The sequence below is a fragment of the Enterobacter sp. fkY84-1 genome (assembly GCF_052974705.1).
This window is the reverse complement of record NZ_CP169393.1, coordinates 3591827-3618596: the sequence shown is the minus strand read 5'-3', so window position 1 is coordinate 3618596 and position 26770 is coordinate 3591827. Positions and strand designations below refer to the sequence as shown.

At 43.1% G+C, this 26770-nt stretch carries 28 protein-coding genes and 1 other RNA gene; 15 read left to right on the top strand and 14 right to left on the bottom strand.

Annotated features, from left to right (window positions below; translation table 11 throughout):
• Positions 1 to 11 precede the first annotated feature (11 nt).
• Complete coding sequence (locus tag ACEPLT_RS17245) at positions 12 to 410, top strand: hypothetical protein (RefSeq protein WP_032410502.1); 399 nt, start codon at positions 12 to 14, stop codon at positions 408 to 410.
• A 146-nt stretch (positions 411 to 556) separates the two neighbouring features.
• Complete coding sequence (locus tag ACEPLT_RS17240) at positions 557 to 982, top strand: hypothetical protein (RefSeq protein WP_032410500.1); 426 nt, start codon at positions 557 to 559, stop codon at positions 980 to 982.
• 53 nt (positions 983 to 1035) lie between these two features.
• Here the strand turns inward: ACEPLT_RS17240 and ACEPLT_RS17235 are convergent, their stop codons facing one another.
• The 4 genes from ACEPLT_RS17235 to ACEPLT_RS17220 form a co-directional block, all read right to left on the bottom strand.
• On the bottom strand, positions 1036 to 1350 hold the full coding sequence (locus tag ACEPLT_RS17235; protein ID WP_032410499.1) for a hypothetical protein: 315 nt from the start codon (positions 1348 to 1350) through the stop codon (positions 1036 to 1038).
• A gap of 14 nt (positions 1351 to 1364) precedes the next feature.
• A complete protein-coding gene (locus tag ACEPLT_RS17230) occupies positions 1365 to 1643 on the bottom strand; it encodes a hypothetical protein (RefSeq protein ID WP_071994616.1) in 279 nt (92 codons plus the stop codon).
• A gap of 252 nt (positions 1644 to 1895) precedes the next feature.
• The gene (locus tag ACEPLT_RS17225) at positions 1896 to 3146 is read right to left on the bottom strand and encodes a relaxase/mobilization nuclease domain-containing protein (RefSeq protein ID WP_251893841.1); all 1251 of its coding nucleotides are present in this window, start codon (positions 3144 to 3146) and stop codon (positions 1896 to 1898) included.
• Positions 3115 to 3492: a hypothetical protein gene (locus tag ACEPLT_RS17220; protein WP_077258525.1), complete on the bottom strand. Its 378-nt coding sequence runs from the start codon at positions 3490 to 3492 to the stop codon at positions 3115 to 3117. Before ACEPLT_RS17220 ends, ACEPLT_RS17225 begins: the two co-directional genes overlap by 32 nt.
• A 114-nt stretch (positions 3493 to 3606) precedes the next feature.
• On the opposite strand from ACEPLT_RS17220, the gene ACEPLT_RS17215 reads away from it, so the two are divergent.
• From ACEPLT_RS17215 to ACEPLT_RS17205, 3 genes are all read left to right on the top strand, one after another.
• Positions 3607 to 4302 carry a hypothetical protein gene (locus ACEPLT_RS17215; RefSeq protein WP_032410497.1) on the top strand — a complete coding sequence of 232 codons (696 nt, stop codon included), beginning with the start codon at positions 3607 to 3609 and terminating at the stop codon, positions 4300 to 4302.
• Positions 4303 to 4716: 414 nt separating this feature from the next.
• On the top strand, positions 4717 to 5370 hold the full coding sequence (locus ACEPLT_RS17210; RefSeq protein ID WP_029497370.1) for a hypothetical protein: 654 nt from the start codon (positions 4717 to 4719) through the stop codon (positions 5368 to 5370).
• Entirely contained in the window at positions 5367 to 6764 is a 1398-nt protein-coding gene (locus ACEPLT_RS17205) for a nucleotide-binding domain-containing protein (protein WP_001718717.1), read from the top strand. Before ACEPLT_RS17210 ends, ACEPLT_RS17205 begins: the two co-directional genes overlap by 4 nt.
• Before the next feature lie 566 nt (positions 6765 to 7330).
• Here the strand turns inward: ACEPLT_RS17205 and ACEPLT_RS17200 are convergent.
• Positions 7331 to 7855, bottom strand: a complete 525-nt coding sequence (locus ACEPLT_RS17200) for a hypothetical protein (RefSeq protein ID WP_024171539.1) — start codon at positions 7853 to 7855, stop codon at positions 7331 to 7333.
• Between the two features lie 158 nt (positions 7856 to 8013).
• A complete protein-coding gene (locus tag ACEPLT_RS17195; protein WP_045340611.1) occupies positions 8014 to 8283 on the bottom strand; it encodes a hypothetical protein in 270 nt (89 codons plus the stop codon).
• Positions 8284 to 8551: 268 nt separating this feature from the next.
• Here ACEPLT_RS17195 and hxsD point away from each other — a divergent pair, with 268 nt between their 5' ends.
• The 6 genes from hxsD to ACEPLT_RS17165 all read left to right on the top strand — a co-directional run bounded on the left by hxsD (position 8552) and on the right by ACEPLT_RS17165 (position 15879).
• Positions 8552 to 8824, top strand: a complete 273-nt coding sequence (gene hxsD, locus ACEPLT_RS17190) for a His-Xaa-Ser system protein HxsD (protein WP_000333417.1) — start codon at positions 8552 to 8554, stop codon at positions 8822 to 8824.
• Positions 8824 to 10212 (top strand): His-Xaa-Ser system radical SAM maturase HxsB, encoded by a 1389-nt coding sequence (gene hxsB, locus ACEPLT_RS17185; protein ID WP_045340613.1) that lies wholly within the window; start codon positions 8824 to 8826, stop codon positions 10210 to 10212. The genes hxsD and hxsB overlap by 1 nt, the downstream gene beginning before the upstream one ends.
• A complete protein-coding gene (gene hxsC, locus ACEPLT_RS17180; protein ID WP_045340614.1) occupies positions 10205 to 11317 on the top strand; it encodes a His-Xaa-Ser system radical SAM maturase HxsC in 1113 nt (370 codons plus the stop codon). Before hxsB ends, hxsC begins: the two co-directional genes overlap by 8 nt.
• Positions 11314 to 11949, top strand: a complete 636-nt coding sequence (gene hxsA, locus ACEPLT_RS17175; protein ID WP_072072001.1) for a His-Xaa-Ser repeat protein HxsA — start codon at positions 11314 to 11316, stop codon at positions 11947 to 11949. Before hxsC ends, hxsA begins: the two co-directional genes overlap by 4 nt.
• A gap of 63 nt (positions 11950 to 12012) precedes the next feature.
• Positions 12013 to 14124: an ATP-dependent nuclease gene (locus ACEPLT_RS17170; protein ID WP_049025288.1), complete on the top strand. Its 2112-nt coding sequence runs from the start codon at positions 12013 to 12015 to the stop codon at positions 14122 to 14124.
• 3 nt (positions 14125 to 14127) lie between these two features.
• On the top strand, positions 14128 to 15879 hold the full coding sequence (locus ACEPLT_RS17165; RefSeq protein ID WP_049025289.1) for a UvrD-helicase domain-containing protein: 1752 nt from the start codon (positions 14128 to 14130) through the stop codon (positions 15877 to 15879).
• Positions 15880 to 15955: 76 nt separating this feature from the next.
• Here ACEPLT_RS17165 and ACEPLT_RS17160 read toward each other — a convergent pair whose 3' ends face one another.
• From ACEPLT_RS17160 to smpB, 3 genes are all read right to left on the bottom strand, one after another.
• Positions 15956 to 17185: an integrase domain-containing protein gene (locus ACEPLT_RS17160; protein ID WP_045340494.1), complete on the bottom strand. Its 1230-nt coding sequence runs from the start codon at positions 17183 to 17185 to the stop codon at positions 15956 to 15958.
• 165 nt (positions 17186 to 17350) lie between these two features.
• Positions 17351 to 17714, bottom strand: a transfer-messenger RNA (tmRNA) gene (gene ssrA / locus ACEPLT_RS17155).
• Positions 17715 to 17803: 89 nt separating this feature from the next.
• Positions 17804 to 18286, bottom strand: coding sequence for an SsrA-binding protein SmpB (gene smpB, locus ACEPLT_RS17150; protein WP_008502505.1), 483 nt, complete (start codon positions 18284 to 18286; stop codon positions 17804 to 17806).
• 156 nt (positions 18287 to 18442) lie between these two features.
• On the opposite strand from smpB, the gene ACEPLT_RS17145 reads away from it, so the two are divergent.
• Positions 18443 to 18880 (top strand): type II toxin-antitoxin system RatA family toxin, encoded by a 438-nt coding sequence (locus ACEPLT_RS17145; protein WP_447088290.1) that lies wholly within the window; start codon positions 18443 to 18445, stop codon positions 18878 to 18880.
• The gene (locus ACEPLT_RS17140; RefSeq protein ID WP_008502503.1) at positions 18870 to 19157 is read left to right on the top strand and encodes an RnfH family protein; all 288 of its coding nucleotides are present in this window, start codon (positions 18870 to 18872) and stop codon (positions 19155 to 19157) included. Before ACEPLT_RS17145 ends, ACEPLT_RS17140 begins: the two co-directional genes overlap by 11 nt.
• A gap of 109 nt (positions 19158 to 19266) precedes the next feature.
• Here ACEPLT_RS17140 and bamE read toward each other — a convergent pair whose 3' ends face one another.
• The 3 genes from bamE to nadK all read right to left on the bottom strand — a co-directional run bounded on the left by bamE (position 19267) and on the right by nadK (position 22369).
• Entirely contained in the window at positions 19267 to 19605 is a 339-nt protein-coding gene (bamE, locus tag ACEPLT_RS17135) for an outer membrane protein assembly factor BamE (protein ID WP_008502502.1), read from the bottom strand.
• Between the two features lie 138 nt (positions 19606 to 19743).
• The gene (recN, locus tag ACEPLT_RS17130) at positions 19744 to 21405 is read right to left on the bottom strand and encodes a DNA repair protein RecN (RefSeq protein ID WP_023325902.1); all 1662 of its coding nucleotides are present in this window, start codon (positions 21403 to 21405) and stop codon (positions 19744 to 19746) included.
• An 85-nt stretch (positions 21406 to 21490) separates the two neighbouring features.
• Positions 21491 to 22369: an NAD(+) kinase gene (gene nadK, locus ACEPLT_RS17125; protein WP_032675362.1), complete on the bottom strand. Its 879-nt coding sequence runs from the start codon at positions 22367 to 22369 to the stop codon at positions 21491 to 21493.
• Between the two features lie 122 nt (positions 22370 to 22491).
• Here nadK and grpE point away from each other — a divergent pair, with 122 nt between their 5' ends.
• The gene (gene grpE, locus ACEPLT_RS17120; RefSeq protein ID WP_008502499.1) at positions 22492 to 23085 is read left to right on the top strand and encodes a nucleotide exchange factor GrpE; all 594 of its coding nucleotides are present in this window, start codon (positions 22492 to 22494) and stop codon (positions 23083 to 23085) included.
• A 52-nt stretch (positions 23086 to 23137) separates the two neighbouring features.
• On the opposite strand, the gene ACEPLT_RS17115 is transcribed toward grpE, so the two are convergent.
• Positions 23138 to 24424, bottom strand: a complete 1287-nt coding sequence (locus ACEPLT_RS17115) for an HlyC/CorC family transporter (protein WP_025759264.1) — start codon at positions 24422 to 24424, stop codon at positions 23138 to 23140.
• A gap of 18 nt (positions 24425 to 24442) precedes the next feature.
• On the bottom strand, positions 24443 to 25234 hold the full coding sequence (locus ACEPLT_RS17110; protein ID WP_032623031.1) for a cytochrome C assembly family protein: 792 nt from the start codon (positions 25232 to 25234) through the stop codon (positions 24443 to 24445).
• Positions 25235 to 25400: 166 nt separating this feature from the next.
• Between ACEPLT_RS17110 and ffh the strand changes: the two genes are divergently transcribed.
• Positions 25401 to 26762, top strand: a complete 1362-nt coding sequence (gene ffh, locus ACEPLT_RS17105; protein WP_008502496.1) for a signal recognition particle protein — start codon at positions 25401 to 25403, stop codon at positions 26760 to 26762.
• Positions 26763 to 26770 lie beyond the last annotated feature (8 nt).

Genomic DNA, 26770 nt, shown 5'->3' with positions numbered 1-26770 from the left:
AGGAGAAGCATATGGCAAAACATCTTAACCGAAATGATATAGGTACAATCATAAATACAATAATTGTTTGGGATAATGACAAAATTACATGGGATGAAATATGTAATGCTGTTGAACCATTAATCGGTAAAAAACCGACAAGACAATCTCTGAACATGAATAAAGATATTGTTGAAGCCTATCAGAACAGAAAGAAAGGTATCCGGGCTACGGATAATGAGGTCAGGAAACCAGCCAATCTGAAGATTGCTGCTGCGAGAATTGCAAATCTTGAGAAAAGAGTTCATCACCTCGAAGAACAGAATAAAAATTTAAAAGAACAGTTTGTGAAGTGGCAATATAATGCTTATAAGCATGGAATGGAAGAACACCAGTTGAATGAAGATCTACCCACCATTGAGCGACATTGACTTGAGTAATCGGCACTTCTGATAAAATTAGTATAAATGTGTTAAATGTTGAGTTAATAGTTTTTGCCTATTGACAAATTAAATAAACTCGATAAGTTTATATATAGTCAGGATGACTATAACTATGTTTTGCAAGGATGCATTTTATGGACAAAATCAATATCAATCCAGAGTTTACTCTGGAAGAGCAACTTATCATTATTGTCGATAAGTATATCTCAAAAAGATACCATCCCAGAGATAAAAGTTTCTCATACCAGCTTTACTTAATTTTTGTAGGATACCATTTGAAGTATTTCTATCCTAAAGGAATTTATTCGAAATCGGATTGCAATATAGACAATGTGATGACCATGTTCAGTTCGGTATACAAAAGTTTGACGAGCAATCTACTACAACGATTAAATAACAAAGAAGGGGTTCTTAGGGAGCTAAATTCTCTCGTTAACTATATTGATAACAATCAAGAAAAAGCAGAAGAAATCTATGGTACTGTCAGAGCACAATATGAAATGAAAGTAATCGAGAAAGAGTTAACTCATGAAGTTCGCGTAAGAGCCGTCAGGTTATAAGGCAATAAAAAGCCCCTAAGCAGGGGCTAAAAAAGACTTATTGATACAGGCTACTACTGAACTTCTTTCCAGATACCATCTGCTTTCACAAGCTTAACAGGCTTTGTCTGTTTCATATTACTAATAGAGGCATCGACAATGCAGTTATAAACATTGTTTGCTTCCTCTGAGCAGCTAACTTTCTTCACATAGTCGATTCTTAAAAGATCCTTTTCTGAGACTCTTGAGTCGAAAGCTTTCATACTGGCGTTTGTTCTATCTACAATACTTTTGAATGCATTATAGATGTCTTTGTCTGATGGTTCAGAATTACAGGCTGTTAATAAAAAAGTTGAAAGAATGATTGTTATGATAGTATATGTTTTCATTTTAAATCCCTTTATTAATGTTGGTGCGTGAAAGTTGCTCTATGTGCGAATTTTTTACGGATATACAATCTTGTAGAAATCATTAATACCAACAAAATAATGATAGCTACTAAAAAACTTTGACTTATATAAAGTATGATGTAGGCAATTGCTAATAAAATAAATCCTATGAACAACGATAACCAGGGTGAAACTTCGCCATATTTGATTGTTGAATGACAGCCAGTGCAGACACGGACACCAAACTGGCTCTCTTTGAAGCAGAACGGACACTTAATGGTTTCGTTATTCATATTAACTCCATTTTTACAATCGGTTCCTGATACTGCTATTGCTTAAAAATCATCAGGCTCTTTTCAGGGATTCTCGATGAATAATTATCTTTAGTAAAATCACTTGTACCGATCGATGTTTGAATCATGATAGGCGGAGGCTATCATAAATAGGTTATCGATCTGTAATAACGATCAATTTATTGTTGACTTATCCTAAATCTACCACTTGCTAACTGATATTGCAGTCGGGGTTAAGTGGTAAGCTATTGTCTATAAATGAATTTTTCTTTCTTTATGTAGAGGTCGGGTTGTATAGAGTTTTGAGAATCCAGGGAGGGGCTTGTGAAGAATGCTCACACCATAGCTTCGGAGAAGCTCTGCAAGCCTTCTAAGAAATGGAAGCCAGCCGATAAGCCTGAGATGCTTTTGCTGTTGTACTGCGTTTTTTTGAAGAATCTTTTCTACTATTTCTTTTCTTCTGTCTTTTCTGAGTCGCAGTTCGAGTTCAGCAATTTTTTCACTTATGCTTTCCATTGGAATATCCGTTGTTGCAACATCTTTTGCAGGAGCAGGAGCAGGAGCAGGAGCAGGAGCAGGAGCAGGAGCAGGAGCAGGAGCAGGAGCAGGAGCAGGAGCAGGAGCAGGAGCAGGAGCAGGAGCAGGAGCAGGAGCAGGAGCAGGAGCAGGAGCAGGGTGGTCTTTTGCCGGTGTGCTGGATCGCAGAGCTTCTAGATCGCCTAGGTTGTAGTTGAGCCTGTTACTAAGATTTGCCCAAGAGTAGCCCTTACCCAATTGCGAAGCTTTGAAAGCTATATCGCGGTATGAGAATGAGAACCCGTTCATTTTCCCGGTAGAAGCGACATTCGCTGTCCAGCCGACTTCGGCTTCTTCCAGCCTTTTGATAAAAGTTAAAAGGTCAGGTTTATCAGTCAAACTTTTATCAAGTATTTGTTGTAGAGCTTCTTTAGGGGAGGGAAGGCCAGTCCGTTCTGAAAGCATCTGTTCATTACGGGAAACTTTTATTCGCTTCTGTTGCTTTGGTGTAATGGAAGGTGCTGCCTTGGTCACTGTCAGACCGTGAGCGATTTCGAGTTCACTAATGATCCGTGTGCTTATAAGATTTTCGTTCCTACCCAAGTAGAGCTTCCCACCGGCCATGTCGATCCTGCTGGCAATGATGTGTATATGCTGGCCATCGTCGTCATGAAGCACATAGCAACGGAGATGAGTATCACTGAACCCTATCCTCTTCATGTAGTCGTCAGCGATGGTTACCCATTGGTCATTCGATAATATTTCTCCATCAGGCAATCGTAGCGAGTTGTGCCAAACTGGTTTTGCGACATCCTGGCGAAGATGCTTGGTGCTATCGAATTCTGCGATCAGTTCACAGGCTGAATCACCTAACATGTTCCCGCCAATGACGATTGGATCACTTTTATGATGTGAACCTGGCTTCAATGCATATTGGACCACACCAGCAAAGTTCTTACCCCTCTTGATCTTCCGCATACCCTTCATAGGGTTTGCTCCATGTGTCAGCATTTAGCAGGTGCTGGCGAAGCTCTTCCAATTGTCGCTTCACAGCGAAAAGCTCTGTATGAGTAAGCTGGCTATCTTTACTCTTACTATCGATATGAAGAGCGATACGGTTTAGCTTCTGATTGATCTCACCCAGAGTCTTCCATGTTTCGATGTTTACAGGAGGTACATTCATGGGGAGCTTCTGCAAGGAAGCCATACGTAACCATTCGCCTTTAGATGTAGAACCTCGTTTTGTGTTGAGTAATTGAAGTTCCGAGTTATTAAGACGGACACTGACACAGTGTGTTCGCAATGATCGTGGGATGATATTAGATTGATTCATAAAAATTCCTTTTATTAGATTGATTACCCATTCCATGTGTAATAACTTATTTATAATAGGTTATAAATAAATGTCAATGAAATGTGATGCTTAAATCGATTATAAGGAGAGTGAATGTATTTAATGATGCCTTTGCATATGCACATAGACTATGGTTTTGGTGCAACAGCAGAACAGTTTAAAGAATCAGCAGATATATTATCGGCTTCTGAATCTGTTAAAGATTTAGGTATGCCAGTCAATTATCTTAGACGACATGCAATCGAACTTTACCTAAAATCTTTAATTTATGTTTTGCACCGAAATTTTAAAATCCCATTCAGTAGTGGTGGTACTCTTGAAAAACCAAAGATTAAAGTCTTGGGAAAGGATTTTGAATTAGAAAACATACATGACATCAGATTATTAACCATATATTTAATCGGTCAACACAATAAGTTAATACCTTGTTTTTTTCACTTAGGAATAGGTGTAATTGAAAAAGATATTTTAGATAAGATCAATAAGATAAACTCCATTGATTCTAAGAGTACTTTTTTTCGTTATCCTAAAACGGGAGATCACATCCAAGATATGAGAAAGTCATCTGTAAGGCAAAAAAGTACGGAAGATATTATAAACTCGATGAACAAAAAAGAAGGGAAGTATGTGAAGGCTTTGCTATTAGTTGATGACGAGGATAACATAGTTGACTCATTTGACATAGATGTAGATGTATTCCCAGATTTAAATAAAAACCTTATATATCTATGTGATTATTTTCATGATCTTCATGCGGCATACAGATGGGGTATATGTGATGGCAGGTGACTATATTTTTATTTACATAGATATATTTGCATGAAAAATATTTCCTTTTCAATCGTAGAGCAGAAAAGCAAGGCAACTCAGAGAAGCGGAGCTTCGGAGAGTTAGCTCTTGCTTTTAATTAGTATCCGAAAAGTTATTTAACTTCAAAAAATATAACTAACAATCATAAACAATAGGTATATATTATTTCTTTATATATAAATACGATTATATTCCATTTAGTTATTAATTCTAAGTTGTGAGTCTTGTTTGCTTGTGTAACCATATGATTTTAATTGGTTATATTAATAAAGGTTAACGAGGAAATATATTGACATATTTTCCGCTAAGCTATAAGTTAATATAAATTATCTCATATATTTTCATGTCAATCGTCAATCGATTTCGGCAATTTTACAAAAGCGACTGAATATAATGGACAAAGACAAAATTGAATTGATTATTAAGTCATTAACAAGAACTGATAGCTATTTGAACTATGCAAATACTAAATCTACCATATTGCTAACATTGGCATCAGCCATATTGACGATCGTTGGAGTTAATCTGTCAAAGGTGCTTCCTGAAAAACTTTATGAATTAAGTTATTTATCGTTGTTTTTCTTTATGTTATTTTTAGTAGTAGGAGTTTTATTGAATGTTGCTTCTATTATCAAGTCATTAGGTTCAATAGCACCATTTATTAAGGCAAGCGAAAAGGAGAACAATTTCTCGTTTGTGGATATTGTTCATTACTACAAAGATGGGATTGATTATTTCAATAAGTTATCTGAGACAAAATATTTAGATTTAGGGCAACAACTAGCAATTCTGAATTACACTTTGTCCAATGGGTTAATAAAAAAATACAATGGGCAAAAAAGATCAATTCTATATTTGAAATTATCCCTCATTTCCTTTTTTATATCGATATCAATCCCTTGGGTAGAATTATCTTTTGGGTTATTCAAGAATGAAGAGAATAGTGTGATAGTCTTAAGCCTTATCATTATTTTCCTTTTGTTGATTATTGTATTCATGGTATGTGTCATTTATTACTTGCTGCTTATAGGAAGAAAAACAAAATGAGTATTAAGAATTTATATAAAAATTTAAACTCTGACATGGAAAGTATAGCTAAAAGAAATAAGAGTGATAGTTATAATTTTTTCACAAAAAAATCCTTCGACTCTGCTGGGATGGAAAATTTAGAACCAGTGTGGGAAGATGCAAATGACATTTCTTTGGAAAGTTTTAATAAAACATTGTATGAAAGTGTGAATTCGGAAAGTGCCGTCGTAAGAAATGGTATTACGCCACTAAGAGATTATGACGCTGTCCGTGGGCTAAGAGAAGCTTTTGGTAAGCCTGATCGAGAGGAAGAGCCTGCGATTGGAACACATCCTGACTTTAAAAATTTGGAGACAAATAATATAACGCAATTTGGGTATGTGGTTACCATGTTTATGGATATTATAGGCTCGACTAAACTTGGCCTTTCATATAGTCCATCTGATGTTTTTCTTTTTAAAAACAATATCATTAGCGGTTTTATTGAGACTATCAATGCATTTGATGGACATGTGCATAGAATTATGGGAGATGCTGTTATGGCTTTCTTCCGAAGCAATGAAAATGAAAACCTTAATACATTAGAAAATAGTGCTATTGATGCTATTAACTGCGCAGCATACTTTATTGAGGTAATGAATGAAATCGTTGTTCCACAAATTAAAGAAGTCGCTGATGAGAATATTGGTATTAGAATTGGCATAGATATCGGTGAAAGTGATTATGTGTTGTGGGGGAACTATGGTATCCCTGGCATTAATGAAGTAACTGCTACATCATTCTATGTAGATATAGCATCTAAATTACAGCACAAGGCACCCAAAAATTCTATAATGCTTGGGGAAAGTTTAGTTAATAAATTAGGGCTTACTATTAAGGATTATCTGGATTACAAAATAAAAGATAACGAACCAGATAGATATGTTATTGATTACACCTCTAAAAATAAAGAAAGATTGCGATATCGTCAATATTTACTTAATCAGGAAAAATACTTTTCACTTCTTCCTCATGGTATTATATCCTCCCGTATAAAAATTGAAATCACATATAGTAGCGACGAGTTTGGTTTTTCAAATAAAAAAACTTATAAAAGTTGCGGCTCTGTAATTCCAAAAAATAAATGGGTTAAGTTTCATGCTATTTTTTCTGAGGGTTATGGAGAGAACTATGATTCGCTTAAATTCAAGTTTCGTGTTGTAAATAATGGAATTGAAGCCAGTAAAAAGCACGACTATGACAATCATGAAACTGAAATAATAAAAAAAGCTCACGAGAAAGAAGATGGGGTATTTCATGCTATTCACAAAGAAAGAACTTCGTACAAGGGACTTCATCTTATGTATGTTTCTGTGATCTCTAACGGAAGAGTGATTGAGAAAGAGGTTCCTTGTAGTATATTTATACAGTAATTATGATGGTATTTACAAATACTACAAAATAATATTTCCAAATAAAAATATAAGTTTTGTTTGAAATTGAATCCCATATATATCCAAGAAATGTTAATCTTGAAGTTTCTTGGATATATTCTATAAAGAACGATATAATCCCATTGTTTATTGTCATATATTCAATCACGTAAGTATATATTTCATTTAATCTACTATCCAATATTGAAATTCTATAGCTGTTTGGATGTTAATGTGATGTCATGAAAATAAATTTGAAAACTTATTTATTAGATGCTATTAATCATGAGGTTAAATAATTATTGAAGAGGTAGTGTTATGAATGTAATAAAAGATGTTTGGACTATTATGATTAATTTTAAATATATAATAATCACTGTTGTGTTATATTCCGTGGCGTGTCTATATGGCTTGATAATAAACTTTTCTGATACGGCTAACTTGCCAATGAAAGCTTTATTTGGAACTATTTCTTTTTCATTGATTATGTTCTTGCCGATACTTTATAAATGGATCTACATATCGGCAAGAAAATTAATTAATAATTTTGATGATTAATCATTGGTCTAATTGTGCTTAGGGTCTCTTTTCGAGTTTGGATATATAGTAACAATTGTTTTGGTAAGGGAACAAACACCTATATAGCTGAGAATTATAATTGAAGTAATATTATTATTTAGTACTATGGAGTCAAAATAACTACCTCCAAGAGGTTTAGATATTGCCACAATTGATACAATTGCTACTGATGCCGTCAAGCCAATGTCGCATACCTTATTTATAACGGCTCTCATTTCTGGAAGCCAGTAATAAATCATGGAAAGTACTATTGATATAACTATTGGTGGGAAAAATAAGAATGTCGGTGAGAGGGTTTGTGAGATTGTTATTTTAACAAGATATACTGTTGAACATAATATCACTAAAAATATTATAAAAAAAGTAATTACAGAGCTAATCAAGAACCTTTTAACCGACATTCCTAAAATAACGTTCGGTTTTATTTCTTCGGTTTTTACCTTTTGAGAGGGGGTGTTATTATTTTCTGGATTTTTAGGGTTGATATTTTTCACTTGCGTAATATCCTTCATAATATTTCCTTTCCTGACACTATTTCAATTAGTCGTAAATGAATTTATAGCATAATCGCCCAGTTTAACCTAGTCTGCCGCAGACCATGTAAGCATCCTAATAGTCGATAGGATATAGTTCATAGGTCTAACAAATTTTAACCTTATATATCAATTAGTTAATTGACAATGGAAAGTGCTGATGTATCATTCGCTTGTAGTTTCTGATTTCTGTTTGCGTTCATAAAAATTGCACCCATACTTATCTTCACATAAGAAGTTAAATTTTCATCCTCACCCCCACCAGCTCTCATCTTTCTAGGTTGCTCAAGGTATTGAAAGTGGGTGTAGGCTTCCTTGACATCAATGATGTCAAGGATACTGGCCAACGCTTCTTCGAATAAGTCAGTATAGAATCCTTTCGCATTGTGATTGCTGAAGGCATACATCTCATACTATGAGCCACTAACAACTCTTTGAAACCCGTGCGTTTTAACGTCATGTTAGCTTCTTAGCTGTTTGCCGGTGCAAGCTGCATATGAGAATCAGAAAGCATTATTGATTTTCATAGGATAAGCAGCATCATTTTTCGGAATCGCCATTCAGATGCTAACATCTTGTAACATATTTATTAAATGGTGTATCCTCATTTCTATAGGAAAAATCCGCTTTAAAGCGGTTGCTGATTGTGATTATTAGTTTTGTGAGGCAATGGCAATGTGCGAAAGGACGTTAAAAAAAGATGTTTATTCTGAATGGGTTATACGCAATAGCCTGTACTGGATGACTTCGCTTACTCAGTGGAAACTTTGTGAAGATATATCCTCCTGGACAATCTCTTTTGAAAACGATGGTCCCGAATGCCTCTATGAATTCGAGAGGCTGCTGAATGATTATGCTTTGCGAGAAAAACTACAGCATAAAACGGGGGCGTTGAGAGATTCTATTGTCCATAAAGTGCTTCGCAGTGTCGATGAAAGGCTTTCGTGATGGAATTGATGCCATTCAATTTTGACAGATTGCCTAATGGACAGGTGTTTATAAGCAACCTCGCTGGTTTTCATCACTTCATTGATGAGCAAGAGCTGCTTGATCTTTCTGATGAGCAAATCAGTGCGGAACAATCAAACGCACTTGAAAGCAAGCTGTTCATAACCAACGAAAGCTCATCAGCTATTGCTCCCTATGCTTTAAGTTCTGCTTTTGCAAAACGATTGATGAATGAACTGGCCATCAGGCCAATTTTCATGATTGTGCCCACATTACGTTGCGACCATACCTGCAAGTATTGTCAGGTCAGTCGAGCTTCAGTGAACGCCTCTGGTTATGATTTAGATCCCGCTCTCATCCCTGATATCATTTCTACTATCAAAAAACTATCAACTCCACCTTACAAGATAGAGATACAGGGTGGAGAGCCACTCTTGCGGTTCGATTTAATTCAGTCTATCTATGAGCAATGTGCTGAAACGCTGGGAAGCACCGATTTTGAGATGGTGGTAGCATCAAGCCTGTCTGTCTTGAATGAGGATATGCTTGAATGGTCGAGAGATAGGAACATAACGTTCTCTGTTTCGCTTGATGGTGAGGAAGTTGTTCACAACAGTAATCGAATTCTTGGTCATGGGCTTGCGTACAGTAGAACAGTGTCAGGGGTAGAGGCTATCAAACGGTCTTTAGGCGCTGGTCGCGTTGCAACGGTTACTACAGTTACTAAAGATCTCATTAGGCATCCTGAATCAATTGTCCAGGCTCACTTGTCTCTTGGCCTAAAGGACATGTTTATCCGACCTGTTAGCCCCTATGGGTTTGCACAAAAAGCATCGTTCACATTTTCTATGGAGGAATACTTCAGTTTCTATGCCTCGTTGATAGATGAAATCCTTAAGATGAATAATGAAGGGATAAGGGTTGTGGAACATTCGGCCTCCATTCATCTGAAAAGGATCTTCAATCCCGGCTTTAGTGGTTATGCGGATTTAAAGTCGCCAAGCGGGGTCGTGCTTAACAGTATTCTTTTCAATTATGACGGTCGAGTATATGGTAGCGATGAGAGCCGTATGTTGCAGAAGGTGAACCCTGAAACGGAGTTCAGTGCGGGTGAGGTTAAAACGCTATCATTTTCTAAAAGTTCTTACTATAACGCAGTGTTGAGTTCATCGTTCAATTTTGCTCTGCCAGGTTGTGATACATGTGCATATCAACCATTTTGCGGTGCAGATCCATGCCAGAACATAAGTGTACAGGGTGAGCCTGTTGGTGATAGGAGTCGTTCAACGTTTTGTCAGTATCACAAGGGGATGTTCAGGTATCTGATGAACTGCATCTCAGAAGGTGGTCCGAAGGCTGAGATGCTAAAAGGATGGGCATATGTCTGAGGTTATTAGGAACGATATCTTTCATTTTGCTTCAAAAAAGAATGTGCCCACGGGGTTCTATCGGTTATGCAAACAAAAACCAATGAACCCTTTATTCTTTTTGCCCAATCTACTGGTAGTTGCTGAAGGCAATAATGATGCCATTCAACCATACTTTGATTTCTCTGTTATTAGCACTGAATTATATGAGTCAATTGAAGATGGAGATATTGGGATAATCAACAATGGCAATATGATACGCGTTATTCTGTCCCGCAGAGCCAATCATAATACTGTCTTAGTTACGGAACGCTGCAATAACCTGTGCCTGTTTTGTTCCCAGCCACCAAAGAAAGCAAATGATGACTGGCTGCTTACCCAATCAGCCCTTGCTATAGCTTCATTTGGTTTGAATGGAGTTGTTGGGGTCAGCGGTGGTGAACCTCTGCTGTATGGAGATCATTTCCTACATTTCATTGATTTTATCATCGAGAACTCACCAGATACTGCTTTGCATGTTTTAACAAACGGACGCAAATTTGCTGATACCAACTTTACTCAGGAAATGGCAAAGCGAAGCAAAAAGATCAAAATCACCTTTGGTATCCCGCTCTACTCATCAAGACCACTTGTGCATGACCATCTTGTAGGGAGTGATGGCGCATTTAATGAAACGGTTAAGGGGTTAATCAATGCAGGAAACTCAGGGATTAATATCGAACTTAGAGTTATTCCGACACTGGCTAACTATACTGAATTGGATAATATTGTAGAGTTCGTTGGCCGTGTGTTCTCCAACATCAATCAGATTTCCCTTATGGGGTTGGAATCTATCGGTTGGGCACGAAAGAACTGGTCAACAATCTTCATTGATCACAACAGTTATAGTGAGAAAATAACCTCCGCCATAGACGCTGCACACAGGTCAGGCATACCTCTTACAATTTTTAATTATCCTTTGTGTCATCTTCCTGAAAGAGCTTGGGAGCTTGCTGCTCAGTCGATCTCTGATTGGAAAAATTACTATCCGAAAGAATGTGATGAATGCACTCAGAAGTCTTCCTGTGCTGGTTATTTCAGTTCCTCAACAGGCCGTTTTCATCAACCACCGAGACCAATTTTATGAAAAAATTTAATTTTGCTGCTCTACTTCCGGGATTTTTGGCACTCAATAATTCTGTATGGGCAAGTGATTCATCTACCGGAGCAAGTGATTTGCCTGGTATGACTCTTAATGAACATGATTTAGTGATAGCCCCACTTAACACCGAAGTTCCATTCTACATTGCAGGACATCGTAGTCATAGCTCCCATCGGAGCCATAGTTCTCACCGATCATCATCAGGTGGCGGGTACTATGGTGGCAGCACTCCTTATTATCCAAAAACATACAGCTCACCAAGCTCATCGGGGTCTTCAAGTTCAGGAACAAGTTCCTCATCGTCCTCTCCCTCTGTGCGTTCGCTTCGTTCTAACGACAATAACAACTCTACTACTACGAATTCAGTTGGAACGACAGAAGCTAACCGTGCAAGTAATGGGCTGACTTCTGGCACAGAGAAGCGTAAGCGCTTAATCATGCGGGTTCAATTCGCTTTGCTGGACAAAGGTTATTACAACGGGAATATTGACGGCATAATGGGGCCTTCCACAAGGCAATCAATAAAAAATTATCGTATTGCGAACGGACTACCAACACCTGCAACTGAAACACTGGATACTCAATTATTGAACTCGTTAAATATTTTGGCCCGCTAATTATGTTGAATATAGAGTAATGTTGTAAGCAATAAAATTTTTGAAAAGGGTTGGTCTATTACTATGTATATTAAGAAATTAGCCATCAGAAATTATAAAAACTTTCGAAGCTCGAATTTCTATTTTGTTAAAGATTCCGTTAATACAATCATTGGAGAAAACGCCTCAGGGAAAACCAATTTATTCAATGCCATGCGATTGATTCTGGATGATTCTCTTCCAATGAATTCACGAATACTATTGAATGAAGATTTTTATCATGGGCTAAATGAACCTTTCGGGCACTGGATCGTTATTACATTATATTTTGATGACTTAAGTGAGTCTGAAGAAGAACAGGTGATCGCAAACTATACAATAAATGATGGTAATGAAAAGGCTACTAAAGAAGGGAACTATACATTTATATATCGCCCAAGATACCATATTCGACAAAAGTTGTTTGAATTAACGTCCGATTACGGGAGTATCCAATCCAGAAAGGATGCCTTTGAAGAATTAAAATCAAATCATATAATATCTAAAGAAACATACGAGGCAATTGCATTTGTTAGAACAAAAATTGATTTTAATGATGACGAAACGTATATAAAAGTAGTTGGTGATTTCAGTAATTATGTTTTCTCAAATCCAAAGGAAGATGATGCAGCGGTGATAGGTGTAAAAAAACCGCCGTATTTCGCCTTGGGTAGTGAGGTTGCTTGTACATATGTCAAAGCGCTTAGAAATGTGGTTGCAGATTTAAAATATTATAAGACCAACCCTCTCTATAAATTACTTACCTTGAAAAGTAAACAAATAGATGACAGAAAAGATATTGTTGATAATGTAAAAGAAATTAATGAAAAAATCTCAGCTATACCAGAAATTGAAAGACTAAGTAATAAAATATCTACATCTTTACTCAACACGGTAGGTTCAACCTATTCACCTAAGATATTAGTTTCATCACAACTACCTGAAGACTTTACTGAACTAATTCAATCACTTGGATTGGTGGTTGAGGATTCTTTAGACTATGATGGTTCAGGTAGAATCGATGATTTGAGTCTTGGTGGTGCAAATTTGATTTATCTTGCTTTAAAACTATATGAATATGAAGAAATCAGGGATAGCGAAGAACATATAACACATTTTTTGTTGATTGAAGAGCCAGAAGCACATATTCATAATCATATTCAGAAGACACTTTTCGATAATTTTAATTTTAAAAACACACAAGTATTTGTATCAACGCATTCGACTCAAATCAGCTCTGTATCTAAGATATCTTCAATGAATATATTAGCTCGCCAATGTGGCTACACTGATGTATATCATCCCTCACTGGGCTTAACACCGAAAGAGATTTCTTCTATAGAGCGGTACCTTGATGCCATTCGAAGTGATCTATTGTTCGCTAAAAGTGTCATTCTCGTAGAAGGTGATGCTGAGCTTATTCTTATACCCGCAATGATAAAAGAAACTTTGGGTATTAGCTTAGATGAGTTAGGGATAAGTCTCATTAAAGTGGATGGAACTGTTTTCAAACATGTTTCTAATCTTTTTCACGAAAAACGTTTGAAAAGAAAGTGTGCTATTCTGACAGATCTTGATTCGGCTTATGTTAGTGTCGCTGACGATGAGTTTGATGATAAGTTCGTTCAATCTTTAGAGGCTGCTGAAGATGATGGTTTACGAAGAAAAGATGAATTAGACAGTTATATCGAAGGTAATGAATTTGTTTCGGTATATTATGCTGAAAATACCTTTGAAACAGAACTGGTTCGATACGATGATAACAAAGACTTGTTTATTAAAGTGATGAGGACTAATTACGAAAAGGACGCCTATTTTAAAAAGGCTGAATCTGATGTAAATTCATCAGACCACAGGATTCGATATCGAAGGGTTCTAAAGTTTGCAAAAAAAATAGGTAAGGGCTGGTTAGCTACAGAAATGATAGAACACCTTAGTGTTGATAACCGTGTTCCTGATTATATATTACAGGCTATTAAGTTTGTCATTCGTGATAGAAACGTCGAACTAATATATCAAAAAATGCTTGATTATAATATGTCTTTGATGGGAGCTAAAGAATTTGATTGCATAAATGAAGAAAATAGTTTTACAAGCAAAATGACGGAATATAAGAAACACTTCAATGATAGCTTTGTAAGATTATTGGAGCTATAATTTATGCCATATAGAGACTTAACTTCAGAGCAAATGGATGCTGTAGAATTTAACGATAATTTATTATTAACAGCATGTCCAGGATCAGGTAAAACTAAAACATTAGTTTCTAAACTTTGTTATATTTTGGAAAACAAAGAATTTTTAGGTATAGGTAAGAAAAAAGTAGTAGCCCTGACATATACTAATGTTGCAGCAGATACCATTCTTGAAAGAATAATGTCATTTGGTATAAATAGTGATTCATTATGGATTGGCACTATACATAGCTTTTGTCTAAATTGGATTATAAAACCCAACATAGATAGAATTCCTAGGCTTTGTAAAGGCTTTAATATAATTGATGAGCACGAAAAAGAGTTTCTATTAAATGATTTAAAGGAACAATATGATTTATCCCCTTATGATAAAATTGATACAATTTTAGATTTCAATTTTACACCCATATATTGTCGTGATATTCCTGAGTATAATGTAGTGAAAGCATATCATGCGTATTTATATGAGAACAGATTAATCGACTTCGATCTTATTTTGAACTTAACATGTAATTTATTATCAAAATATGATGTACTTTGTGAACGTTTATCTTTACTTATGGGATATATTTTAGTTGATGAGTATCAAGATACTTCTCTTGTACAGTATGAGATCTTAAGGTTAATAGTATCAAAGAAAAATACTGTGGTTACCTTTATTGGGGATAAAGAACAAGCTATATATACAGGATTGGGAGCAGTTGTAAAAAATAAGAATCAACTACAAGATTATTTTGACCTTAAAGAATTGACTGAAATGAGGCTGACAGGCTGTTTTCGTAGTAGTCAATTAATTATTGATTTTTACAAAAAGTACAAGGATGATGTTTATCATATAAATTCAGTTTCAGAAATTAAAGAATTTCCTTCTGTGATACTAAAAGAAAAGAATGTTGATATAACACAACTTTCTATTTATGTTGCTGGTATAATTAAAACTCATTTGGAACAAGGCATTCATCCAGGTGAGATTGCTGTATTGTGTCCAAGCTGGTTTGATGTAATAAAACTATCGAATGAGATTGTATCTTCAAATCCTGAGATTGAAATCGACGGAGTTATGATATCACCAATACCTAAAAACAATGAAAACTTGTGGCTTAATCTTATCAAGCTTATTTTAATTAAAAAAAACCCATCTAATTACATCGTTAGACAAAAATTATTTCGTGATTTATTAGTGGAGCTAAAAACGTTAGCTCCAAATATCGAAGCAGAATCGCCTAAGAAAATATTAAAAGAAGTAAATAAAATAGCATTTTCATTAAATTATGATTGCCATATTGAGATTTGGTTAAACGAACTCATCACACGCTTCTGTGATTTTATAGAATTAGATATGAGTAATGATAGTTATCCCTATAAGGAAATGGTTTCTTTAGTTAATGCCACTAAAAAAAGAATGGATAAATATAATATGAACTATAAAGCAAATGATCTTCACTCTTTTTTTAATTTTAAAAGCGGGGTAAAAATAACCACCTGTCATTCTACGAAAGGTGATGAGTATGAGGTTGTTATTTGCACGGGCTTATTGAACGGAAAAATACCGAACTGGAATGATATTATAGAATGTAGTGCAGAGCATCAAAATTATGTTGCTCGTAGACTATTGTATGTTATTGCATCGCGTGCAAAGAAACATTTATATATGATATCTGAAACAGGTCATAAAACTCAAAAAGGTTATCCATACAAGATCACTCCGCAACTTTAATCTCATATCCGTAGTAATAATTCTTAGCATAGTGGTACGGATTATATAGCCTTAATTTTCTAGGGGGCTTCTCGTCTCAAGCAGCAGAAGCTTTGAATCTTTGAGCTTGAACGTAATCACTCCACCATTGCATCAAATTCTGTCGCTCTATCAGATATTCTGCACGATTGTATGCTGCGATAATTTCATCTTTTTTAGAGTGAGCAAGTGCTGCCTCAAGAACTTCAGATCTGAACTTACCGGATTCTTCTGCCGCTGTTCTTGCAATAGAACGCATACCGTGAGCTACAAGCTCACCTCCAAATCCCATTCGGATGATAGCTGCATTGGCGGTTTGTTCATGCATATGATTAAGCGGCGCTTTAATGCTGGGGAAAACCCATTCTCTATGCCCACTTATTGATTTCATTAATTCAAGGATGCGCAAAGCTTCTTTACTCAAAGGAACTTTGTGAGGCTTTTTCATTTTCATGAAATCAGCAGGAATGTTCCAAATGCTGTTGGTTGTATCAATATCAGACCACCTTGCGCGAACGGCTTCACCCGGACGAACCCATGTCAACAATTGCCATTCAATTAGCATACGTGTTTCCAACCGGATTGACGCATTCGTCAAAGACTCCATAAACCTTGGCAATTCGCTTGGGGGAAGGGCAGGCATATTTTGCTTTTTTGGTTTACTGAATCTTTGACCAAGGTTGTCAGCCGGGTTGAACTCAATAAGTTCTTCAGTGGCTGCCCACCGGAAGATTTCATTCAGACGTGAAATGATGCGGCGTAGAGTTTCCAATACGCCTCGTTGCTCAATAGGATCAAGGTGTTGTTTTAAGAGCTTAGGTCGGATCTCATTGATAGGGACATTACCCAGGCCAGGAAAGACATTTCTCTCTAAGCTGCGCCAGATGTCTGCTGCATGGTCTTGTGAGATACCTGAGGTCTTTACCTTCTCATCCAACCATTTCCTTGCCACGGCTTGGAGAGTGTGTTCAGTAGCATTCTTTAAGGCATTAGCTTTATCGTTGTTATGAACTTGGGGATCAATGCCATTAGCAAGCAAGGAAAGGTATTCATCTCGTAAGGCTCTGGCTCTTGCCAGTGTAAGGTGAGGATATGTCCCAAGGCTCATTTTGGTTCTTTTTTTACTGACTGGCACTGCATACCTGAAATACCAATTCTTCTTTCCTCCTTTCGAGAGGGGAGCGATTCGTAGTATCAAACCATCTCCGTCAAACAAGTTGATTTCTTTGTCGGCTGGCTTGGTGCTTTTGATTTCAGTGTCAGTGAGCTTCTTAGCGATTTTTGCCATTTTGGGACCCTCGGTTTTTGGACCCTTCTTAGTGGGTCCCATTCAGGGTGCCATAAGTGATAGTTCTCAGCAATTCTCACTGGACGACAATAGACGTAAAAAAGCCCGCAGAGCTTGTGCTGTGCGGGCTTAGTAGACTTCATTGTACTTCAAACAACTAAAAAGTGGTGGAGCTGGCGGGAGTTGAACCCGCGTCCGAAATTTCTACATCCTCGGTACTACATGCTTAGTTTGTCTTTACATTCGCACGCCAGCTGCGGACAGACACGCCACTAACGAACTAGCCTGATTAGTTTTAACGCTTCAACCCCAGGCAGGGCTTCCACGCGATCTCTTTTGGGTTTGACCTCTCTTTGATCCCCGTCTTAAGAGCGGAAGCTAGGGAGAGAGGGCTCAGAGCAGGTTATTAAGCTGCTAAAGCGTAGTTTTCGTCGTTTGCGACTATTTTTTTGCGGCTTTTAACGAGGCAAACCGCCCCTCGGCATGCACCTTGGGTTTCGCAAATCCCGTCGAATCCAGAATCAGCCCCAATAGTGTTGAACTGAGTATACCAGATTTCACTTCCTGGATACCAGCCCGGAACGCTAACTTATTGAATAGTACAATAAGTGTGCAGAATCAACGTCCTGCGTTTTTCATAATGCGCGCTTTGTCCAGCTGCCACTCGCGCTCTTTCAGGTCAGTACGTTTGTCGTGCTGTTTTTTACCCTTCGCGACGCCAACTTTTACTTTGCACCAGGCGTTTTTCCAGTACAGCGACAGGGCGACCACGGTGAAACCTTCGCGGTTGATGCGTCCGTAGAGGGATTCCAGCTCACGCTTGTTCAGCAGCAATTTGCGCGTGCGCGTAGGGTCACACACATAGTGTGAAGAGGCGACGGTCAGCGGCGTAAAGTTCGCGCCGAACAGGAAGGCTTCGCCATCTTTCAGGATCACGTAGCTATCGCCAATGTTGGCTTTCCCGGCGCGCAGCGATTTTACTTCCCAGCCCTGCAACGCAAGGCCAGCTTCGAATTCTTCTTCAATGAAATACTCATGGCGAGCACGCTTGTTGAGCGCAATGGTCGCCGAGCCTGGTTTATGTGCTTTTTTCTTCGTCATAAGTGTCGTAAAGCCGTCGGTAATCTGATTTCAAAAAGTCACCTCATTGCGTCCTGTGAGGTCTAACGCGCTATCTTAGCACGAGATGAGGCTTAGCGTTTTTTTAACAGGTGATAAATGTTATTATTTGTCCGTTGTGTGACCATGGGAAATGCTATGCCTCAGATTAGCCGTACTGCGCTTGTGCCTTACAGCGCGGAACAAATGTATCAGTTAGTGAACGATGTTCAGTCTTATCCAGAATTTATTCCGGGATGCACCGGGAGCCGCGTTCTGGAATCCGGCCCGATGCAGATGACCGCGGCGGTGGATGTCTCCAAAGCGGGGATCAGCAAGACGTTCACCACCCGTAATACGCTGACGAGCAATCAGAGTATTTTGATGCATCTGGTGGATGGTCCGTTCAAAACCCTGATGGGAGGCTGGAAGTTTACGCCGCTGAGCGCTGACGCCTGCCGCATTGAGTTCCATCTGGACTTTGAGTTTACCAATAAGCTGATTGAGCTGGCGTTTGGCCGCATCTTTAAAGAGCTGGCATCGAATATGGTTCAGGCGTTCACCACCCGCGCCAAAGAGGTTTACAGTGTCGCATAAGATTGCTGTAGAAGTGGTTTATGCGCTGCCGGAGAAGCAGTATCTGCAGCGCGTGACGCTGGAAGAGGGGGCGACCGTTGAGGCGGCCATCCGTGCTTCAGGCATCCTCGAACTTCGCAGCGATATCGACCTGGCGAAGAACAAGGTCGGGATTTACAGCCGTCCGGTGAAGCTGGGCGATGTGCTGAAAGAGGGCGACCGGGTGGAGATTTATCGTCCGCTGATTGCCGACCCGAAAGAGCTGCGTCGTCAGCGCGCGGAGAAGGCCAGTAAGTAGCGCTTTCTTCCCCGGTGGCGCTGCGCTTACCGGGGCTACGATTCTTCGTAAGAACTCAGATACAAAAAAGGTGCTCAATGAGCACCTTTTTTGCATTTCTGACACCGGATTATTTGGTCAGGGCAGGCTTGTTGTCGATGTTGGTCAACACGCCGGCGCTGCTGAAGGTCAGCGTCAGGGTCTGCTGGGTCGCATCTTCATGGCCCGGCTTCTGGCGGAATACATAGAACCAGGTGTTAGTGCCGAACGGATCGGACATCATCGGGGTTCCCAGTGCATAAGCGACCTGCTGTTGTGTCATCCCCACGCGGATTTTGGACACATCGTTAGGGGTAAGGTAGTTCCCCTGGTTGATGTCAGGACGGTAAACCACTTTCTCCAGAGTGGAACAGCCTGCGGTCAACATCAGAAGAACCGCTGCGGCAGCGGTCAGCATTTTACAACGCATAGTGATTTGATTCCTTTTCGGGCCCGAGCAGAACGCGGCTCATATGTAATATGCCGATGATAATAGACCTTGCCCCACTTTGAAACCGGTCTGGCGGCGTTTTTGTTGTTCTGTATGACCCTGAGATCCCGAAAAAGTTTATGCCGCCAGCAGTTCTTTCGCGTTCGCGAGTGTGTTACGCGTGACTTCGCTGCCGCCGAGCAGGCGTGCCAGCTCCTGCAGACGCGCACGTTTATCCAGCGGCTTCATGTGCGTTTCGGTCATTTCACCGTCGGTTTCTTTGCTGACGATAAAGTGATGATGGCCACAGCCCGCGACCTGCGGCAGGTGGGTGACACACATCACCTGCGTGGATTCGCCGAGCTGGCGCAGCAGTTTACCCACCACCGCCGCCGTCGGGCCGCTGATGCCGACATCCACTTCGTCGAAAATTAGCGCCGGGGTGTCCATTTTACGCGCGGTGATCACCTGAATCGCCAGCGCAATACGCGACAGTTCACCGCCTGAGGCCACTTTGGAGATCGCCTGCAGCGGCTGCCCCGGGTTGGTGGTGACGCGGAATTCGATGCGATCCGCACCTTCCGCCGTCAGGTGGTTCTCTTCAAAGCGAACGTCAATGGTGAAGACGCCGTGCGGCATCGCCAGCGTATGCATGCTGTCGGTAATGTGCTGGCTTAACTCCTGAGCATAGTGCTGACGAATTTCATGCAGCTTTTGCGCTGTCGCCAGCGCCTGTTCATGGTGCAGGCTCACCGCCAGAGAGAGGGTCTCCTGCGAGTCAGCCTGATCGTCAAGCTGCTGCTGCTCGTCCAGCAGAGACTGATAGTAGCCCGGCAGCTCTTCCGGCGTAACGTGGTGCTTGCGCGCCAGCGAGATTTGACGGGAGATACGCTGCTCCAGCTCAAACAGACGGTTCGGGTCGAGATCCAGACGCTCACAGTAGTGGCGAAGTTCGTCACCGGCTTCAGAGATCTGAATGGCCGCCTCTTCCAGCATATCCAGGACGCCAGACAGTTTGCTGTCCATGCCGACCAGTTCGGTAAGCAGCTGACGGACGTTATACAGCTGACTCTGCAGGTTAACGTCTTCGCCATCCGCCAGCAGGTTGAGCGCATTCTGGCTGGTTGAGAGCAAGTGACCGCTGTTCGCCAGGCGCTTGTACTCTTCGTCGATTTGCTCAAACTCACCCGGCTGCGGGTTGAATTCGTTCAGCTCTTTGAGCTGGTATTCCAGCAGCTCCGCACGGGCGGCGCGCTCCTGGCTTTGCTGCTGGTGTTGCGCGAGCTCGCGGCAGCTCTGATGCCACTGGCGATAGTGCTCTGCCATAAGCTGAGTAAGCGCGTACTCACCCGCATAACCATCCAGCAGCGCTTTCTGCTGTTCGGGTTTAACGAGTTGCTGATGCGCGTGCTGACCGTGGATCTGGATAAGCAGCTGGCCGAGTTCACGGAGCTGGGAGAGCGGGACCGCCGTGCCGTTGATAAAGCCGCGTGAGCGACCGTCGCTGCTAATAACGCGGCGAAGTAAACACTCACGTCCATCTTCAAGCTGGTTCTGTTCTAGCCAGCGCTGGGCGGCAGGGGTGTCTTTCAGGGAGAAACGGGCGCACAGGTCGGCACGGTTTGCGCCCATGCGCACCATGTCGCCCTCGGCGCGGCCGCCAAGGCACAAGCCGAGGGCATCAATGGCAATGGATTTACCCGCACCGGTTTCCCCGGTGATCGCCGTCATGCCGCTGTGGAAATCGATCTCAAGCTCACGAACAATGGCAAAGTTGCTGATGGTCAGTTGTGCCAGCATAATTGTTTTCCTGTATGAAAAACCATAACTGTGTTTTCATACAGTATAAACTGGTTTTTTATACAGTAAAGTACTGGATGCAAAATCAGAACAATTTTTTTGACCAGCCAAGCTTCGAGCTTAATGTGTTGAAATAGCTGTAATCTTTTGGATGTATCAAATTCAGGTGGTAATCACACCGGCGAATAAGCACATCTTCACCTTCCTGGATAGGCAGCGCTATCTGGCTGTCGCAGCTGATCTCCAGGTCGCTACGGCGGTGCGAGAAGCGCAGACGGATCGTGCTGTCGCCGTTGATCACCAGCGGGCGGGCGGAGAGCGTGTGCGGGAACATCGGCACCAGGGTAATGGCATCCAGCGAGGGCGTCAGGATCGGGCCGCCGGCAGAAAGCGAGTAGGCGGTTGAGCCGGTCGGTGTCGAGATAATCAGCCCGTCAGAACGCTGGGAGAAGGCAAAGATCTCGTCGATATAAACTTCGAACTCAATCATGTGCGCCACTTTGCCAGGGTGAAGGACAACCTCGTTAATGGCGGTGCTGATGCGTTTCTGGCAGTCCTGCTGGCACACCTGCGCTTCCAGTAAAAAGCGTTTTTCACTGATATAGTGGCCTTCCAGCACGTCGGCCAGCTGCTGCTGCGCATTGTCCGGGTCGAGGTCGGTTAAAAAACCGAGATTGCCACGGTTGATGCCGATGACCTTGATGTCATAACGCGCCAGCGTGCGGGCCGCGCCGAGCATGTTGCCGTCGCCTCCCACCACCACGGCGAGATCGGCCTGTTGGCCAATTTCCGCCAGCGTGCCGGTTTTGACGCTCTTCAGCTGCAGTTCCTGGGCAATCTGCTGCTCGACCATCACTTCATAGCCTTTGCTACACAACCAGCGATACAACATTTCATGTGTCGTTAGTGCGGTAGGGTGACGCGGATGCCCGACGATCCCAATACACCTGAAATGATTATTCATTTTCTGGAGGTCCTTGTGCCTGATGAATGATGACAATCTGTCTTGTTCCCTTGAATCCCGGAAACTGATCCCCATAATAAGCGAAGTTAGCGAGATGAATGCAGAAAAACGCGGAGAAATTCATGAGTAGTAAAGAACAGAAAACGCCTGAGGGGCAAGCCCCTGAAGAAATTATCACGGAACAGCACGATGAAGTTGAGGCTGTAGAGCCAGACGCATCTGCTGAGCAGGTGGACCCGCGCGATGAAAAAATTGCGAATCTGGAAGCCCAGCTGGTAGAAGCACAGAATCGCGAACGCGACAGTGTTCTGCGCATCAAGGCGGAAATGGAAAACCTGCGTCGTCGTACCGAGCAGGACGTTGAGAAGGCGCACAAGTTCGCGCTGGAGAAATTCGTCAACGAACTGCTGCCGGTGATCGATAGCCTCGATCGTGCGCTGGAAGTGGCTGACAAAGCGAATCCGGACAACGCGGCGATGATCGAAGGTATCGAACTGACGCTGAAATCCATGCTCGACGTGGTGCGTAAGTTTGGCGTGGAAGTGATTGCCGATACCGACGTTCCGCTGGATCCAAACGTTCACCAGGCCATTGCGATGGTTGAATCTGAAGAGATTGAAGCCGGTAAAGTGCTGGGCGTGATGCAGAAAGGCTATACCCTGAACGGCCGTACCATCCGCGCTGCGATGGTGACCGTGGCGAAAGCGAAAGCGTAATTCGCTATCCGTAGTGCCGGGTAGCGGCGTTCGCCTTACCCGGCCTACAACCTTACTCCGCGATACTTTCGCGCAGGGGTTTAACGGGCAGGACTTTCACCTGCTTGATCATATTGTCCTGCACGTCCAGGATATCAATATCGTACTGCTCAATGCGCACCCGCGTGCCCGCGGCCGGGATCTCTTCCAGCGCTTCCAGAATCATCCCGTTAATGGTGCGAGCCTCATCTTCCGGCAAATGCCAGTTAAAGGCTTTGTTGAGTTCACGAATGTTTGCGCTTCCGTCAATCAGCACCGATCCGTCGTTTTGCGGGGTGACCTCTTCCGCGAGGGAAGGCGACATTGAGGTGGTAAAGTCCCCGACAATCTCTTCCAGAATATCTTCGACCGTCACCAGCCCCTGGATATCGCCGTACTCGTTGACCACCAGGCCGACCTTCTTCTTGTTGCGCTGGAATTTCACCAGCTGCGTGCTGAGCGGCGTTCCTTCCGGCACGTAATAAATTTCGTCGGCGGCGCGCAGCATCACCTCTTTGGTGAACTCTTTTTTCTCGGTCATCAGACGGTAGGCTTCGCGCACGCGCAGCATGCTGATGGCGTCATCCAGCGAGTCGCGGTACAGCACAATTCGCCCGTGCGGGGAGTGCGTCAGCTGGCGGACGATGGCTTTCCAGTCGTCATTGATGTCGATACCGACGATTTCGTTACGCGGCACCATGATGTCGTTCACGCTCACCTTTTCCAGATCGAGCACCGACAGGAGCATGTCCTGATTGCGCCGGGAGATCTGCGAGCGTGATTCATTCACGATAGTGCGCAGCTCCTCTTTGCTGAGCGCGCTGCTGATGGTGACGTCGGCTTTGATTCCCACCATCCGCATCAGGACGCGCGTCACCATGTTCAGCAGCCAGACCAGCGGCATCATCAGGATCTGCAGCGGTGCCAGCAGGAAGCTGCTCGGATAGGCGACCTTCTCCGGGTAAAGCGCGGCGATGGTTTTTGGCAGCACTTCGGCAAACACCAGCACCACGAACGTCAGCACGCCGGTGGCAATTGCGACCCCGGCGTTACCGTACAGGCGCATCCCGACGATGGTGCCGAGGGCAGAGGCCAGAATGTTGACGAGGTTGTTGCCGATGAGCACCAGGCTAATCAGGCGATCCGGCTTGCGGAGCAGTTTTTCAACGCGGCGAGCGGCGCGGTTACCCTGTTTAGCACGATGACGTAACCGGTAGCGGTTCAGGGTCATCATGCCGGTTTCCGAGCCGGAGAAATAGGCGGAGATGACCACCATGACGATCAGGATAACGATCAGCGTGGTGGTTGAGATGTGTTCCAGGGGGAACTCCTTTGTTTCTTAGCCAGCAAATTGCTGTATGAAGCGGCTGCCAAAATAGGCAAGGGTGAGAATGCCCGCACCCGCGACGTTGAACCAGACCACGCGACGACCGCGCCAGCCTTCATGATAATGGCCCCATAACAGGACAATATAGACAAACCACGCGATGATGGAGAGCACCGCTTTATCGATATTCTCCACGCTGAACAGGTTCTTCATGTAAAACAGCCCGGTGCAGAGCGTGAGCGTCAGCAGCACCACGCCCACCTGGGTGATGTGGAACATCTTACGCTCAATGACCATCAGCGGCGGCATTTCATGGTTAAACGCCAGCTTTTTGTTTTTCAGCTGGTAGTCAATCCAGGCGAGCTGCATGGCATAAAGCGCGGCGATGATCAGCGTCGCGTAGGCAAAGAGCGACAGGCCGATATGCACCAGCATCCCCGGCGTCGCCTCCAGATGCGTAATGAACTCATTAGGCATAAAGGTGGCGAGGGCCAGATTGATCAGCGCGAAGGTATAGACAATCGGCAGCAGCAGCCAGCCGCGATTTTTAGACGCGACGATGGTCATTACCGTACAGATCATCAGGCTGACCAGCGAGCCGACGTTCAGCACGCTCAGGTTTTGCACGCTGCCGTCGCCGGGGATAATGCGTGATTCCAGCGCAAAGGCGTGGCTAATCAGTGCGATCACCGCCGAAAGAATAGCCATGCGCCGCCAGCCGCTGTTTTTTTGCAGCAGTCCGGGAATAATCAGCGCGAGGCTGACAGAGTAGGCAACAAGGGCGATCAGTGCGAAAACAGGCATATAGGCATCGACAGTTGTCTTAATAAGAAAGAGAAGCAGTATAACGTTACGTGACGCCTGCTCCAACCGTTGCATAACAACAAAGGCGCCTTCATGTTATACTCCGGCAAAATTCTGTGTATGTGTCGCTCATGGCGGCCCAACGTTTCTACTCAGGCGAGAGACAATGTTTGATAATTTAACCGATCGTTTGTCGCGCACGCTGCGCAACATCAGCGGCCGCGGACGCCTTACTGAAGACAACATCAAGGAAACGCTGCGCGAAGTGCGCATGGCGCTGCTGGAAGCAGACGTCGCGTTGCCGGTTGTTCGTGATTTTATCAACCGCGTGAAAGAGAAGGCGGTTGGTCATGAAGTTAACAAGAGCCTGACCCCGGGTCAGGAGTTCGTCAAAATCGTTCGTAACGAACTGGTTTCGGCGATGGGCGAAGAGAACCAGGTGCTTAACCTGGCCGCTCAGCCACCGGCCGTGGTGCTGATGGCGGGCCTGCAGGGTGCGGGTAAAACCACCAGCGTCGGTAAGCTGGGTAAGTTCCTGCGCGAAAAGCACAAGAAGAAAGTGCTGGTGGTCTCTGCGGACGTCTATCGCCCGGCGGCGATCAAGCAGCTGGAAACCCTGGCAGAGCAGGTTGGCGTGGATTTCTTCCCGTCCGACGTGGCGCAGAAGCCTGTCGACATCGTTAACGCCGCGCTGAAAGAGGCGAAGCTGAAATTCTACGACGTGCTGCTGGTGGATACCGCCGGTCGTCTGCATGTTGACGAAGCGATGATGGACGAGATCAAGCAGGTGCATGCCTCTATCAACCCGGTAGAGACCCTGTTTGTCGTCGACGCCATGACCGGTCAGGATGCGGCGAATACCGCGAAAGCGTTTAACGAAGCGCTGCCGTTAACCGGCGTGGTGCTGACCAAAGTGGACGGTGACGCCCGCGGCGGTGCGGCCCTCTCCATTCGTCACATCACCGGTAAGCCGATCAAATTCCTCGGCGTGGGCGAGAAAACTGAAGCGCTGGAGCCGTTCCACCCGGATCGTATTGCCTCCCGTATCCTCGGCATGGGCGACGTGCTGTCGCTGATCGAAGATATCGAGAGCAAGGTTGACCGCGCGCAGGCCGAGAAGCTGGCCAGCAAGCTGAAAAAAGGGGACGGTTTCGATCTCACCGACTTCCTTGAGCAGCTGCGTCAGATGAAAAACATGGGCGGCATGGCCAGCCTGATGGGCAAACTGCCGGGCATGGGCCAGATCCCAGACAACGTGAAAGCGCAGATGGATGACAAGGTGCTGGTGCGTATGGAGGCGATCATCAACTCGATGACGCTGAAAGAGCGCGCTAACCCGGACATCATCAAAGGTTCCCGTAAACGCCGTATCGCAGCCGGTTGCGGCATGCAGGTGCAGGACGTTAACCGCCTTCTGAAACAGTTCGACGACATGCAGCGCATGATGAAGAAAATGAAGAAAGGCGGCATGGCGAAGATGATGCGCGGCATGAAAGGGATGATGCCTCCCGGTTTTCCAGGGCGTTAATCGCTTTT

Bases quoted from the DNA above. Each gene is read 5' to 3' on its own strand.
- ACEPLT_RS17220 (WP_077258525.1), bottom strand. From the start codon at position 3,492: ATGAATCAATCTAATATCATCCCACGATCATTGCGAACACACTGTGTC.
- smpB (WP_008502505.1), bottom strand. From the start codon at position 18,286: ATGACGAAGAAAAAAGCACATAAACCAGGCTCGGCGACCATTGCGCTC.
- bamE (WP_008502502.1), bottom strand. From the start codon at position 19,605: ATGCGTTGTAAAATGCTGACCGCTGCCGCAGCGGTTCTTCTGATGTTG.
- ACEPLT_RS17225 (WP_251893841.1), bottom strand. From the start codon at position 3,146: ATGAAGGGTATGCGGAAGATCAAGAGGGGTAAGAACTTTGCTGGTGTG.
- ACEPLT_RS17200 (WP_024171539.1), bottom strand. From the start codon at position 7,855: ATGAAGGATATTACGCAAGTGAAAAATATCAACCCTAAAAATCCAGAA.
- grpE (WP_008502499.1), top strand. From the start codon at position 22,492: ATGAGTAGTAAAGAACAGAAAACGCCTGAGGGGCAAGCCCCTGAAGAA.
- ACEPLT_RS17145 (WP_447088290.1), top strand. From the start codon at position 18,443: ATGCCTCAGATTAGCCGTACTGCGCTTGTGCCTTACAGCGCGGAACAA.
- nadK (WP_032675362.1), bottom strand. From the start codon at position 22,369: ATGAATAATCATTTCAGGTGTATTGGGATCGTCGGGCATCCGCGTCAC.
- hxsD (WP_000333417.1), top strand. From the start codon at position 8,552: ATGTGCGAAAGGACGTTAAAAAAAGATGTTTATTCTGAATGGGTTATA.
- ACEPLT_RS17205 (WP_001718717.1), top strand. From the start codon at position 5,367: ATGAGTATTAAGAATTTATATAAAAATTTAAACTCTGACATGGAAAGT.
- ffh (WP_008502496.1), top strand. From the start codon at position 25,401: ATGTTTGATAATTTAACCGATCGTTTGTCGCGCACGCTGCGCAACATC.
- ACEPLT_RS17230 (WP_071994616.1), bottom strand. From the start codon at position 1,643: ATGAATAACGAAACCATTAAGTGTCCGTTCTGCTTCAAAGAGAGCCAG.
- ACEPLT_RS17240 (WP_032410500.1), top strand. From the start codon at position 557: ATGGACAAAATCAATATCAATCCAGAGTTTACTCTGGAAGAGCAACTT.
- hxsA (WP_072072001.1), top strand. From the start codon at position 11,314: ATGAAAAAATTTAATTTTGCTGCTCTACTTCCGGGATTTTTGGCACTC.
- ACEPLT_RS17195 (WP_045340611.1), bottom strand. From the start codon at position 8,283: ATGTATGCCTTCAGCAATCACAATGCGAAAGGATTCTATACTGACTTA.
- recN (WP_023325902.1), bottom strand. From the start codon at position 21,405: ATGCTGGCACAACTGACCATCAGCAACTTTGCCATTGTTCGTGAGCTT.
- ACEPLT_RS17110 (WP_032623031.1), bottom strand. From the start codon at position 25,234: ATGCCTGTTTTCGCACTGATCGCCCTTGTTGCCTACTCTGTCAGCCTC.
- ACEPLT_RS17235 (WP_032410499.1), bottom strand. From the start codon at position 1,350: ATGAAAACATATACTATCATAACAATCATTCTTTCAACTTTTTTATTA.
- ACEPLT_RS17215 (WP_032410497.1), top strand. From the start codon at position 3,607: ATGTATTTAATGATGCCTTTGCATATGCACATAGACTATGGTTTTGGT.
- ACEPLT_RS17245 (WP_032410502.1), top strand. From the start codon at position 12: ATGGCAAAACATCTTAACCGAAATGATATAGGTACAATCATAAATACA.
- ACEPLT_RS17160 (WP_045340494.1), bottom strand. From the start codon at position 17,185: ATGGCAAAAATCGCTAAGAAGCTCACTGACACTGAAATCAAAAGCACC.
- ACEPLT_RS17165 (WP_049025289.1), top strand. From the start codon at position 14,128: ATGCCATATAGAGACTTAACTTCAGAGCAAATGGATGCTGTAGAATTT.
- hxsC (WP_045340614.1), top strand. From the start codon at position 10,205: ATGTCTGAGGTTATTAGGAACGATATCTTTCATTTTGCTTCAAAAAAG.
- ACEPLT_RS17210 (WP_029497370.1), top strand. From the start codon at position 4,717: ATGGACAAAGACAAAATTGAATTGATTATTAAGTCATTAACAAGAACT.
- hxsB (WP_045340613.1), top strand. From the start codon at position 8,824: ATGGAATTGATGCCATTCAATTTTGACAGATTGCCTAATGGACAGGTG.
- ACEPLT_RS17170 (WP_049025288.1), top strand. From the start codon at position 12,013: ATGTATATTAAGAAATTAGCCATCAGAAATTATAAAAACTTTCGAAGC.